Origin of the sequence: Rhizobium leguminosarum, assembly GCF_019798305.1 — a bacterium.
In the GTDB taxonomy this organism is placed as follows: Bacteria; Pseudomonadota; Alphaproteobacteria; order Rhizobiales; family Rhizobiaceae; genus Rhizobium; species Rhizobium leguminosarum_U.
Genome location: NZ_JAAXDD010000016.1, coordinates 58,140 through 71,112, shown reverse-complemented (window position 1 = coordinate 71,112; position 12,973 = coordinate 58,140). Strand labels below are relative to the sequence as shown.

12 protein-coding genes are annotated in these 12,973 nt (G+C 62.9%); 10 read left to right on the top strand and 2 right to left on the bottom strand.

Annotated elements, in window-relative coordinates:
- The first annotated feature begins 37 nt into the window (after positions 1-37).
- From HFO99_RS26305 to HFO99_RS26285, 5 genes are read left to right on the top strand one after another with little or no spacing between them, the layout of a single operon-like run.
- On the top strand, positions 38-1,048 hold the full coding sequence (locus HFO99_RS26305; RefSeq protein ID WP_222246813.1) for an AAA family ATPase: 1,011 nt from the start codon (positions 38-40) through the stop codon (positions 1,046-1,048).
- A 13-nt stretch (positions 1,049-1,061) separates the two neighbouring features.
- Positions 1,062-1,982, top strand: coding sequence for a DUF58 domain-containing protein (locus HFO99_RS26300; RefSeq protein ID WP_064247831.1), 921 nt, complete (start codon positions 1,062-1,064; stop codon positions 1,980-1,982).
- Positions 1,979-4,792, top strand: a complete 2,814-nt coding sequence (locus HFO99_RS26295) for a DUF4159 domain-containing protein (RefSeq protein ID WP_222364568.1) — start codon at positions 1,979-1,981, stop codon at positions 4,790-4,792. The genes HFO99_RS26300 and HFO99_RS26295 overlap by 4 nt, the downstream gene beginning before the upstream one ends.
- A 1-nt stretch (position 4,793) precedes the next feature.
- Positions 4,794-6,863 (top strand): hypothetical protein, encoded by a 2,070-nt coding sequence (locus HFO99_RS26290; RefSeq protein WP_222364567.1) that lies wholly within the window; start codon positions 4,794-4,796, stop codon positions 6,861-6,863.
- A 4-nt stretch (positions 6,864-6,867) separates the two neighbouring features.
- Entirely contained in the window at positions 6,868-7,284 is a 417-nt protein-coding gene (locus tag HFO99_RS26285; RefSeq protein WP_222246807.1) for a GNAT family N-acetyltransferase, read from the top strand.
- A 102-nt stretch (positions 7,285-7,386) separates the two neighbouring features.
- Here HFO99_RS26285 and HFO99_RS26280 read toward each other — a convergent pair whose 3' ends face one another.
- Positions 7,387-7,950, bottom strand: a complete 564-nt coding sequence (locus HFO99_RS26280) for a GNAT family N-acetyltransferase (RefSeq protein WP_222364665.1) — start codon at positions 7,948-7,950, stop codon at positions 7,387-7,389.
- 194 nt (positions 7,951-8,144) lie between these two features.
- Between HFO99_RS26280 and HFO99_RS26275 the strand changes: the two genes are divergently transcribed.
- Entirely contained in the window at positions 8,145-9,155 is a 1,011-nt protein-coding gene (locus HFO99_RS26275) for a glutathione S-transferase family protein (RefSeq protein ID WP_222364666.1), read from the top strand.
- An 81-nt stretch (positions 9,156-9,236) separates the two neighbouring features.
- On the opposite strand, the gene HFO99_RS26270 is transcribed toward HFO99_RS26275, so the two are convergent.
- Entirely contained in the window at positions 9,237-9,713 is a 477-nt protein-coding gene (locus HFO99_RS26270; protein WP_222246805.1) for an NUDIX domain-containing protein, read from the bottom strand.
- Positions 9,714-9,786: 73 nt separating this feature from the next.
- Between HFO99_RS26270 and HFO99_RS26265 the strand changes: the two genes are divergently transcribed.
- From HFO99_RS26265 to HFO99_RS26250, 4 genes are all read left to right on the top strand, one after another.
- On the top strand, positions 9,787-10,695 hold the full coding sequence (locus tag HFO99_RS26265) for a metallophosphoesterase family protein (RefSeq protein ID WP_222247367.1): 909 nt from the start codon (positions 9,787-9,789) through the stop codon (positions 10,693-10,695).
- Between the two features lie 159 nt (positions 10,696-10,854).
- Positions 10,855-11,415, top strand: coding sequence for a tetratricopeptide repeat protein (locus tag HFO99_RS26260; RefSeq protein ID WP_222310515.1), 561 nt, complete (start codon positions 10,855-10,857; stop codon positions 11,413-11,415).
- A 187-nt stretch (positions 11,416-11,602) separates the two neighbouring features.
- Complete coding sequence (locus HFO99_RS26255) at positions 11,603-12,112, top strand: RNA polymerase sigma factor (protein WP_064247837.1); 510 nt, start codon at positions 11,603-11,605, stop codon at positions 12,110-12,112.
- 2 nt (positions 12,113-12,114) lie between these two features.
- A complete protein-coding gene (locus tag HFO99_RS26250; RefSeq protein WP_222364566.1) occupies positions 12,115-12,960 on the top strand; it encodes an anti-sigma factor family protein in 846 nt (281 codons plus the stop codon).
- Positions 12,961-12,973: the final 13 nt, after the last annotated feature.

Below are 12,973 nucleotides of genomic sequence, written 5' to 3'. Positions count from 1 at the left end.
GATTCGCTGCCGAATGATTCAGCCGTTGGAGATAAGCATGGGTATGATGAAGACCGAAGCCAGCCTCGATGAAAAGGCGATCGTCGCCGCCGCCGAAAGGGCGCTCTCCGATATCGCCGCCATCCGCGGGGAAGTCTCGAAGGTGATCTTCGGTCAGGAAAGCGTCGTCGAGAACACCATTCTCGCCGTGCTGTCAGGCGGTCATGCTCTGCTCGTCGGCGTTCCCGGCCTTGCCAAGACCAGACTGGTGTCGACCCTCGGCGAGGTGCTCGGCCTTGCCGCCAACCGCATCCAGTTCACGCCGGACCTGATGCCCTCGGATATTCTTGGCTCCGAGGTGATGGACCAGGACGACAGTGGACGCCGCTCCTTCCGTTTCGTCAAAGGCCCGGTCTTCGCCCAGCTCCTGATGGCCGACGAGATCAACCGCGCCTCGCCGCGTACCCAATCGGCCCTTCTGCAATCCATGCAGGAATACCATATCACGATCGCCGGCCAGCGCTATGACCTGCCGGCGCCCTTCCATGTGCTCGCCACCCAGAACCCGCTCGAGCAGGAAGGCACCTATCCTCTGCCTGAAGCCCAGCTCGACCGCTTCCTGCTGCAGGTCGACGTCAACTATCCCGAACTCGCCGCCGAGCGGCAGATCCTGCTCGAGACGACGGGCTTGGGCGAAACCCGGCCGGAAGCCATCATCGATGCGCAGCGGCTGATCGAGATCCAGACCCTGGTGCGCCAGATGCCGGTGAGCGGCACGGTTGTCGATGCCATCCTGGCGCTGGTACGTTCCGCCCGCCCAGGACAGGGCAATGCCTCGACCGACAAGAACGTCGCTTGGGGTCCAGGCCCGCGCGCCGGCCAAGCGATGATGCTCTGCGCGCGTGCCCGCGCGCTCTACGAAGGCCGTCTCGCACCGTCTCTGGACGATATCTTCGCGCTCGCCGAACCCATTCTCCAGCACCGCATGGCGCTGACTTTCGCCGCCCGCGCCGAAGGCATGTCGGTGCGCGACGTCATCGCCGGACTGGTCAAGCAGGCAAAGGGATAAGGAAGCCGGACGCGTGGCATCTATCGGACAGATCGTCAATCCGACACCCGGCAGTGATGCCCTTTCCCGCGCCAGGCAGCGGGCCGCCCTGGTGCCGGACTGCCTGGTGGAAGCCAAGCGTATCGCCAACACCGTGATCGCCGGCTGGCATGGCCGCCGCAAGCGCGGCATCGGCGAGAATTTCTGGCAGTTTCGCCCCTATGCCGAGGGCGAGAGCCTGTCACGCATCGATTGGCGCCGCTCCGCCCGCGACGACCATACCTACGTGCGCGAGCGCGAGTGGGAGGCCGCGCACACCATCTGGCTCTGGTGCGACATGTCGCCCTCGATGATGTACAAGTCGAGCTATGGCAGCGTCTCCAAGGAAAGCCGCGCGCTGGTCATCATGCTGGCGCTTGCCGAAATCCTCGCCCGCTCCGGCGAGCGCATCGGCTGCCCCGGCATCATGGAACCCGCTTCCGCCCGCAACGCCGCAGAACGCCTCGCAGCCGCTCTGATGCACACACCGCTGACCGGCGGCCTGCCGGAAACGGCGATGATCCGCGGCTGGAGCGACCTCGTCCTCATCGGCGATTTCCTCGACGATGCGCCGGCAATCATGGAACGGCTCGGCCCGCTTGCCCGCCGCGGCCTGCGCGGCCACGTGGTGGAGATATCAGATCCCGCCGAAGAGATATTCCCCTATAGCGGCCGCACCGAATTCACAGATCCGGAGAGCGGCGCCAAGCTTATCTCCGGGCGGGCCGAACACATCCGCGAGGCCTATCGCAACGCCTATCTCGCCCGCAGGGACAGCCTCGGCCAGTCGCTGCGCCATCTCGGCTGGACCTTCGCAACCCACCGCACCGATCGTCTTGCTTCGGAGGCACTGGTCGCGGTGCACATGTATCTGTCCGGCATGCCGGCCAAGGCTACGCATGGAGGGCAGCTATGAACGCCCTTCCCTTCGCTTTTGCCTATCCCGCCATTCTCGGCGCGCTCCTTGCCTTGCCGGTTATCTGGTGGCTGCTCCGGCTGACGCCGCCACGTCCAAAGGCCGAAGTCTTCCCGCCGCTGAAGATCCTCGCCTCCGTGCTGAAGCGCGAGGAGACGCCGGCGCAAAGCCCGTGGTGGCTGACGCTGCTGCGCATGCTGCTCGCCGCCGCCATCATCCTTGCGATCGCCGATCCGGTTTTCAATCCGCGCACCAGTTCGCTCGCATCTGGTGGCCCGCTCGTCCTCTTCGTCGACAACAGCTGGGCGGCGGCACCCGACTGGGAGCGCCGCATCCAGACCGCCGACGCATTGATAGACGATGCCGAATCCGCCGGCACGCCTGTGTCGATCGCCTTCACCGCCGATCCGACCAACGATGCCGTGCCCGGCACCGCCGCTGCCGCCCGCGACAAGCTGCGCGCCGCCGAGCCACGACCGCTTGTGCCGGACCGCGAACGCGCCTTCCAGGCGCTGCGCGCCGCGCTGAACGGCATCAAGCCCGGTACCCTCGCCTTCCTGACCGACGGCGCCGCCGCCAAGCCCGACGACGCGACGGTGCGCCGGCTCGCCGAACTCCAGCCCGCCGATCTGCGCCTGATCGAAGGCGATGCCGCGCGGACAGTCGCGATCACGGCGGCTAACAATGCGGCGGATGCCATGACCGTCAAGGTCACCCGGCTCAACAGTGCACAGGCCGCATCGGTAGCACTGAACGCCGTCGATACCCAGGGCCGCTCGATCGCCAATGGCAGGGCGGATTTCCGCCCGGGCCAGAGCGTCGCGACGAGTTCGATCACCGCCCCCTTCGAGATGCGCAACGATTTCGCGCGCGTCAGCGTCGATAATGGCGCGACGGCAGGCGCCGTCCACCTTCTCGACGACGCATTCAAGCGCCGCCGCGTCGTCTTGCTGTCAGGTGAAGGAGGGGACGAGTTCCAGCCGCTGCTCTCGCCGCTCTATTATATCCAGCGGGCACTGCAACCCTATGCGGATCTGATCCAACCTGCCGATTCCGATCTTTCGGTCGCGATACCAAAACTTCTCGCCAACAATCCCTCCATCATCATCATGGCCGATATCGGCCGGCTGCCGGAGGAAACCTACCAGCCTTTGACGCGTTGGATATCGAATGGCGGCATGCTCCTGCGTTTTGCCGGCCCGCGCATGGCGGCAGCCCCTGCAGACGATCCGCTGATCCCCGTCATCCTGCGTCAGGGAGAACGGGCGTTGGGGGGTACCTTGTCCTGGAGCGAGCCGCAGTCGCTTGCCGAATTTCCAAGTTTCGGGCCTTTCGCCGGCATAGCGCGTCCTGCCGATGTCGTCGTCAAGCGGCAGGTGCTTGCCGAACCGACGCCCGATCTTGCCGAACGCACCTGGGCGAGCCTGGCTGACGGCACGCCGCTCGTGACGATGAAGCAGCTCGCATCCGGCCAGATCGTCCTGTTTCACGTCACCGCGGAAGCAACCTGGTCCGATCTGCCGATCTCCGGCACTTTCGTCGACATGCTGCGTCACCTCCTGCAGATATCGCGCTCGGGCGGCGTGACATCGGAGGCGCGCGGCAATGCGCGTATCTCCGAAACCCTGCCGCCATTCCGCATGCTGACGGCCGAGGGCACGCTCGTTTCCGAGACGGGTTCGGCGCGGCCGCTCATTCCACAGGCCGGAGCTGAACCGACGGCGAATTTCGACAACCCGCCCGGGCTCTACGGTTCGGAGGATGGTTTCACCTCCCTGAACGTGCTGCCCGAGAACGCCGAACTGACGCCGCTCGACATAACAGGGACCAATGCCGTGCGCGAAGGCCTGGTCGGCGGCGAAAGCTGGTCGGCAAAACCGGCACTTTTTCTCGCAGCCTTTCTGCTGCTCTTGGCCGATAGCCTGATCGTCCTCTTCATGAACGGCGCATTCTCGCGATTGCGTCCGGCTGTCCGCACCGCCGCGATGATAGCGGTCGCCGTCGGTGCCGGCTTTCTCATCCAACCCGGCACACTTCACGCCGACGACTCCCAGCCCGGCGACGACCTCATCTTGCAGAGGCTTGATAACACGCACCTCGCCTATGTCGTTACCGGCGAACAGGAGGTGGACAATATATCCGAGCGCGGTCTCGAGGGACTCACCCAGTTCCTGACTTTTCGCACGACGCTGGAGCCGGCACCGCCCGTGGGCATCGACCTCACCAAAGACGAGCTCTCCTTCTATCCGATCATCTATTGGCCGGTTTCGGCGACGGCGCCGATGCCGTCGACGGCGGCGATCAGCCGTATTGACGCCTATATGCGCAATGGCGGCACCGTGCTTTTCGATACGCGCGATCAGATCAGCGCATTGGACAATGGCGGCAATGTCAGCGCCAACGGTGAGAGGCTGCAGGCAATCCTCGCCAATCTCGATATTCCGGCGCTCGAACCGGTACCATCAGACCATGTGCTGACGAAGTCCTTCTACCTCCTGTCGAGCTTTCCCGGTCGTTATACCGGCAGCCCCCTCTGGATCGAGTCCCGGCAGGGCGGTCAGGGGCCGAGCGAAAAATCGGCGGCGACAGCCGACGGCGTTTCGCCGATTCTGATCACCGGCAATGATTTCGCCGGCGCTTGGGCGATCGACGACAACGGCGTACCGATACTGCCGACCGTGCCGTCGGATGAAACGCAGCGCGAATATGCCTACCGTTCCGGTGTCAACATCATGATGTATATGCTGACCGGCAACTACAAGACCGACCAGGTCCATGTTCCCGACCTCCTCGAACGGTTAGGACAATGAGATGACGTTCGACTTTTCGCCCTTCCTGCCTTGGTCGGTTCTGGCCGCACTGGCTGCTGTCAGCACGATCATCGCCGTCTTCGCGATCTGGCGCGGCATCCGCGGCGCCTGGATCAGAACGCTGGCAGTACTCGCCATGCTGGCCGCGCTTGCCAATCCTGTGCTCCTGCAGGAGGACAGAGATCAGTTGTCGACGATCGTCCCCGTTCTTGTCGATCGAAGCCAGAGCCAGCAGACGCCCGATCGCGTCAAGATGACCGACGATGCGCTTGCTGCCCTCAAAGGACAGCTCGCCCGCTTCCCCCAGATAGAACCCCGCTTCGTCGATGTCGAAGGCGACGTCAATTCCGACGTGCCGTCCACGCGCCTGTTCGACGCGCTGTCGGCCAACATTGCCGATGTCCCGCCCGCCCGTATCGGCGGCGCCATCATGCTGACCGACGGTGAAGTCCATGATGTTCCGGCCGCCAATCAGGCGCTCGGTTTCGACGCGCCGATCCATGGCCTCGTAACCGGCAAGGCCAACGAATACGATCGCCGCATCGAAGTCATCAAGGGGCCGCGCTTCGGCATCGTCAACGAAGAGCAGCAGGTGATCTTGCGCGTCTTCGACGATGGCCCGAGCCCCGGCGGCACGGCCGATGTCACGGTGAAGCTGAATGGTGACGAGATCGCCACCCTGCAGGCGACACCCGGGCAGGATACGCCCTTCTCCTTCAAGGTGCCGGGTGGCGGCAGCAATGTGCTCGAATTCTCGGTCGCAGCCCTTCCCGGCGAAGTCACCACCGCCAACAACCGTGCCGTCCACGTCATCGACGGCATCCGCCAGAATCTCCGCGTCCTGCTCGTTTCCGGCGAGCCGCATGCCGGTGAGCGCGCCTGGCGCAACCTGCTGAAATCCGATGCGTCGGTCGATCTCGTCCACTTCACCATCCTGCGTCCGCCGGAAAAACAGGACGGCACGCCGATCAACGAGCTGTCGCTGATCGCCTTCCCGACGCGTGAGCTCTTCGTCGACAAGATCAAGGATTTCGACCTGATCATCTTTGATCGCTACCAACACCGCGGCGTGCTGCCGCTGCTCTATTACGACTACATCGCGCAATATGTCGACAACGGCGGCGCGCTGCTGATCGCCGCCGGTCCCGAGCACGCTGGCCCCGATTCCATTGCACTGACGCCGCTTTCCTCGGTCCTGCCGGCAACGCCCACCGGAGAGATGATCGAAAAGGCCTTCTATCCCCGCCTCTCCGAGGAAGGCCGCAAACATCCCGTCACGCGCGGCCTTGACGGGTCGGGCGAGGACCCGCCGCATTGGGGCCGCTGGTTCCGCAGCGTCGATGTCGACCGGCCGCAGGGCGAGACGATCATGCTCGGTGCCGACAATCACCCGCTGCTGGTGCTGAATCGCGCCGGCCAGGGCCGCGTCGCGATGCTGCTTTCCGATCAGGGCTGGCTCTGGGCGCGCGGCTTCGAAGGCGGCGGTCCGAACGTTTCGCTCTATCGCCGTATCGCCCATTGGCTGATGAAGGAGCCGGCGCTCGAGGAAGAAGCGCTTACGGCGCGCGCCTCCGGCCGTACCCTTGAGGTCACGCGTCAGACGATCGGCGACAACCCCGGCAACGCCACCGTGCGGTATCCCTCCGGCAAGACCGAAACCCTGCCGCTTACCCAGTCCGAACCGGGCCTCTACAAGGCCGAGAAGAGGATGGACGAAATCGGCCTCTTCGAAATCCGCAACGGCAAGCTGTCGACGCTTGTCCATATCGGCGCCGTCGACGCACCGGAATTCAAGGCGATGATCTCGACGACCGATGTGCTGCAGCCGGTCGCCGACAGAAGCAAGGGTCTCGTCGCCCGCGTCTCCAATGCAAATGGCGCGATCTCCGTGCCGCCGATCCTGCCGGTGCGCGGTCAGGTGCGCGTCTCCGACAACGATCGCATGATGATCCGCATGACCAGCGAGACCGTCTTGAAGGGCATCAACACGCTGCCGCTCTTTGCCGGTTTCGCCGGTGTCGGCATCCTGCTGCTCGCCTTTGGCGCCATGTGGTGGCGCGAAGGGCGCTAGTCTCATGCCGGAATTCGAGCTCACCGCCTCGCCCTCACCGGAGGAACTGGCAGTGATCACCGACGCGCTCTCGGCCTTCAACGATAGCGATGTCGGCCCCTCGGATCGCCGGCCGCTTGCGGTCCTCATCCGCGATACCGACGGCAAGGTGATGGGCGGTCTTTCCGGCTTTACCGCCTGGGGCTGGCTTTTCACCCAGATGCTCTACATTCCCGATACACTGCGCGGCACGGGTATATCAGGCAATATCCTCGCAAAGGCGGAAGAAGAGGCGAGAGCCCGGGGATGCCGCGGCGCCTGGATCGACACGTTCAGCCCGCAGGCTCTGCGCGCCTATCTGCGCCAGGGTTATGAGGTCTTCGGGGAGCTTGAGGATTTCCCGGAAGCCCGCACGCGCAGCTTTCTCCGGAAAAGCCTCTAGCGGATCGGCCCGAAAATCGGAATCGATTTTCGGAAAGCACGATGCGAGGATTGAAAGAGTTAGAGCGTCCTTTGCGTCCGAAAGGACGCACGGCGCTCTAAATCATTCACGCCAGGCGATCGTGCCCTTCAGCCGCGCCTGCACGCCCTCGGCAATCGGAACGACAAGCACACGGCCAGGATCGACCGGGCCTGGAAAAGAAAGTGCATTGTAGGCGACCTTCTCGAAACCGAGCGGGCCGTAATAGGGCGAGTCGCCGACGAGGATGACGGCTTCCGAGCCCTTGCGCCTTGCCGCCTCCACCGCGATCCGCACCAGTTCCCGGCCGATGCCCTTGTTCTTGTGGGAGGGGCGGACGGCGAGCGGGCCGAGCAGATGGCCCTTCACCGTGCCGGCCAGTACCGGCGTCATACGCACGGAGGCGATCGTCTCACCGTTATCAGTGCAGATGAAGGAGAGCGACAGATCGTGCGGCCCCTGCTCACGGATGCGCGCGGCAGCGCGCGTGAAGCGGCCCGGACCGAAGGCTTCTTCGTTGATGTGTTCGATGGCGGCGTCATGAGACGCGTCTTCAGTGAGGTAGACGAGATCGTGCTTGTACATGATGACAGAAACCGGATGGACAGATTGATGGGTCTCGAACACGCCTTGGGCGTTCGGGAGCATCAGCGTCGTCGCGGGTTTCTGGAAATGAACATCAGGCACAGGTCCGAAAATCGTGAAAACGCCGATAGCAGGAAAAATTTCCGCCGTCCAACGCAAAATGCGCGACGTGACGCACTGTTCAATCTTTGTCGCCTGTAAAGCCCTGCCATCTGCGATATCTTCCGTTCCAACACGCAATCAAGGGAATGAAGACCATGGGAATGCTGGTGGATGGCGTCTGGCATGACGTCTGGTACGACACGAAGGAGAACAAGGGCCATTTCAAGCGGCAGCCCTCGCAGTTCCGCAACTGGGTGACATCGGACGGTGAGGCCGGCCCTACCGGCAACGGCGGCTTCAAGGCCGGGGCCGGGCGTTACCATCTCTATGTCTCGCTCGCCTGCCCCTGGGCGCACCGCACGCTGATCTTCCGCAAGCTGAAGAAGCTCGAAGAGCTGATCTCGGTCTCGGTCGTCGATCCGCTGATGGTCGAAAACGGCTGGGAGTTCAAGGTCGGCGAAGGTGCCACCGGCGACCACCTCTTCGACGCCACCACGCTCTGGCAGATCTATGTCAGGGCCGATCCGCACTATTCCGGCCGCGTCACCGTTCCCGTCCTCTGGGACAAGAAGACCGGCACGATTGTCAGCAACGAATCCGCCGAGATCATCCGCATGTTCAACAGCGCCTTCGATGGGTTGACCGGCTCGACAGCCGATTATTATCCCGAGGACCTTCGCTCCGAAATCGATGCGCTGAACGCCACCGTCTACGACACCGTCAACAACGGCGTCTACAAGGCGGGCTTTGCCACCACCCAGCAAGCCTATGAAGAAAACGTCGGCAAGCTGTTCGAAACGCTCGACATGCTCGATGAGCGCCTCGGCAAGGGCCGCTACCTCTTCGGCAACCGCCAGACCGAGGCTGACTGGCGCCTGTTCACCACGTTGGTGCGCTTCGACGCCGTCTATGTCGGCCATTTCAAGTGCAACATCCGCCGCATCGCCGACTACCGCAACCTGCCCGGCTATCTGCGAGACCTGTATCAATCCGCAGGCGTTGCCGAGACGGTGAACCTCAACCACATCAAGCAGCACTATTATCGCAGCCACAAGACGATCAATCCGACCGGCATCGTTCCCGTCGGCCCGGCGCTCGATCTCGATAGTCCGCATGGCCGTACTACAGCGCCGCGCGCCTTTTTAGACGTGCAAAGGACGCTGTAACACTTTGAATTGCTGCATACTTTTATCCCTAAATCGATTCCGATTTAAGAAATTATGCAGTCGCTTGCCGCCGCCTGAGGTTCACCAGCGGTGATCGGGCTCCCGCTCGCCGCGAAGCTCCGCGAGACGGCGATACGTCGCCTTGGTCGTGCCCTCGGGCAGACTGTCGAGGGAAAAGAAGCCGCTGTCGGATATCTCCCAGTCCGGCGGCCGCGGCGCCGTCTGCTCGACGGTCGCCCGGTAGAAGACGACATGGTCGCGCCTTGTGGTCGTGGTATTGAAATAGACTTGGATCAGCTGCGGCTTGCCGATGATCCTAAGGTTGCCCTCCTCGCGCAATTCCTTGGCAAGCGCTTCCTCGACCGTCTCGTTGCGCTCCAGCCCGCCGCCTGGCATATGCCAGCCGCCGACATAGCTGTGGCGCACGAGAAAGATGCGTCCGTCTGCATCGAAACAAGCGGCCCGCACGCCCACGGTCATGCTGCGGACGAAACTGAAATAGACATGCAGCAGGCGCAATGTCAGCCTCATGTGAACGGGCCGGTTCTCGTTATCCACTATCACTCCGTTTCAGCTCTTCATCGCGCCCGATGTGTTTGATTTGTCAATAAGCTGGTCTATGTCTCGTAACATGTTCAAGCTCGCGCATATCTCCGACGTCCACCTCGGGCCGCTGCCCAGTCTTTCCATTCAAGAGCTGTTTTCAAAACGCATAACAGGCTTTGTGAACTGGCATCGAAATCGACGCAAGCACCTTTTCGGCAGCACGTTGGATCTGCTGCTCGACGACATCCGCGCCCACCAGGCCGATCACTTGGCCGTCACCGGCGACCTCGTCAATCTGGCGAGCGGCATTGAGATTCGCGCCGCGGCTGCGTGGCTGCGCGCGTTCGGCGATCCCGCGAACACGTCAGTCGTTCCCGGCAATCATGACGCCTATGTACCAGGCGCCTATGAGAAGTCGATGCGCGCCTGGTATGATTATGTCCGCGGCGATCTGGCTCCGCCGCAATGGCAGGACGACCGCCATATCTTCCCCTATCTGCGTGTTCGCGGCAAAGTCGGGATTGTCGGCTGTTCGACGGCGGTCGCCACTCCTCCCTTCGCCGCCTCAGGCTTTTTCGGCGCGCGACAGGCCCGCGATACTGTCAACATGTTGCGCGCGGCTGGGGAAGCCGGGCTCTTCCGCGTTGTCATGATCCATCATCCGCCAATCCGCGGCGCCACGGCCTTTTACAAACGGATGATCGGCATCCGCCGCTTCGCCGCCGTGATTTCGACGGGCGGCGCCGAACTCGTGCTGCACGGCCACACGCACCTGAACACGCTGCATTGGCTGCGCGGCCAGGTGCAGCCGGTGCCGGTCGTCGGCATTGCCTCAGCCTCGCAGGGACCGGGTAGCGTCAAGCCGCCCGCCGCCTACAACCTCTTCTCCATCGACGGCTCCCCCGGCGCCTGGGAGCTCAGCGGCGAGCGCTTCAGCATCAACCGGGCCGGCGACGCGGTGATGCCGGAAAGTGCCGATATTTTCGCCCCTTAGCGTCACCTCTGAACGCTTTTTATGCAGCACTTGAATCGATCTGCGAGGACATCGGGCCACCGTCGCAACATTTGCCATGGAGGTTGCTTACCCTCTTGGTATTTTTAGTGGTAAGCGTACAATCCGAGCAACTGCATTGCCTGAGAATGGAGCGCGCCGATGACTTCTTCTTTCCGTTACCTGTCCAGACTTTCGCTCGCCGCCGGCTTTGCCTTTGGCATCGCAACGGCCGCTTTTGCGGCCGGCGACAGCAACGATGATACCAATCCGCCGCCGAAGACCCAGACGACCAAGACCTGCACCGGCGGCAAGGTCTGGGACAAGGCCAGGAAGGAATGTGTCAATCCGAAGAAGAGCAGCTTCAACGATGACGATCTCTATCAGTTCGCCCGCGAGTTTGCCTATGCCGGGCAGTATGACAACGCAATCACGGTACTCAATCTCGCTCGCAACCAGAACGACCCGCGCGTCCTGAACTATCTCGGCTACGCCAACCGCAAGGCCGGCCGCATGGAGCTCGGCATGTCCTACTACCGCAAGGCGCTGCAGGCGGATGAGAATTATATCCTCGCCCGCTCCTATATGGGCATGGCGCTGGTGGAACAGGGAGACATCCAGGGCGCCCGTGTCCAGCTTGTTGAAATCCGTGATCGCGGCGGCGAAGGCACCTGGGCCTATCGCTCCCTGCTGCAAAGTTTGAACGGCTACAAGACATATTGACGCAAGCTTTATGGACCACAATACGAAAATCCCTTGGGAAAGAGGGATGAAGACGACCGGATGCTTGCGAAGTGCAGGAGACTTGTTTCATAAAGCACATGCATCGACGGCGTCGATAAAGTCGGTTTCGCGCCCGACGGCGAACCCTTCGTCCGCGAAACCATTGTGAATGCTTTTTGGATAGACAATGCGTCAGCCCGCAACGACCATCGATCTCCGGCGTGATCTCGTCGGCCTCCTGCCCCGCCTTCGCCGCTTCGCGATCACGCTCGCGGGTGAGGTTGCCGTGGCTGATGAACTCGTTCAGGCCGTCTGTCAGCGCGCCATTTCCAAAGGTCATCAATGGAGCGGCGAAGGCCGGCTGGAAAGCTGGATTTACACGCTTGCCCGCCAGCAATGGACCGACGACAACCGCAAGCGCAAGCCGAAGGCTTCCGTCCGCGGCAACGTCACCGATATTCGCGAGGCCGCGCGCGAACGCTCGGCTGCGGTCGATCCCGACACCATCCATCACATAATTTCCGATATGCCGGATGGCGTTTCCAGCATGTTCCTGCTCGTCGACGTCGAAGGCCACAGCTACCAGCAGGCGGCCGACATCATGGGCATTCCGGTGGCAAACGTCGTCTCTCAGCTCGCCATCGCGAGGCTGCATTTCGCCGGGCTTGCCGGCACTCACCCGATCCACAGGTACTGAATTTGCTCGATTTTAGGAAATTGCCGCTCGAGGCCCAGCTCACCGCCCTTCTCGACGGCGAAGTCTCGCCCGAACAGCGGCACGAACTGGAACAGCATCTGGCAAGTGACGAGAATGCGCGCCGGCTGCATGAGAAGCTACGTCACGGTGCCGATTTTGGCCGCCGCCGCCTCGACGATATCCTGAAGGAGCCGGTGCCGCTCGCCCTCGTCCGCTCCATCAAGAGCACACAGCCGCCGAAAACGCCGATCGCCCAGCGCGCCATGCGTCCGCATGTGAAACTGGCGCCGAGCGGCCCGCAGGCGCTGGCCGCCGCCCTCATCCTCTTCGTCGTCGGATGCGGCATCGGCTATTTCGTCGGAGCGGGCCCCGATGCCGACGAGATCGTCACCATGGCCACCACCAATACGGCACCGACCAATACCAACGATTGGCTGGGCGACGTCACCGCTTATCAGCGCCTGCTGATCCGCCAGCCCCGCCATCTCGTCGAAGTGCCCGCCTCGCAGGCCGAGGAAATCTCCAGCTGGCTGACAACCGCGATCGGCGTGCCCTTCCGCGTGCCTGATCTCAGCGCCGAAGCCTGGACCTTCCAAGGCGCGCGTGTCATCCTCGGCGACAGCCGCCCTGTCGGGCAGCTCGTTTATTCCAACGCCGACGGCGACGTTATCTCCATCTGTTTCCGCAAGGACGCGCAGCCGCCCGAGACCGACGACTTCAAGGAAACGATCAAGGACGAGATCGGCCTCGTGACCTGGCACAATGCCGGCACCTCCTATGTGCTTGCCGGCCCCTCCGCCGAAGCAACCCTCGGACAGCTCGCCATGGAGATCGCCACGGCGATCTGATTGACGGAGCATG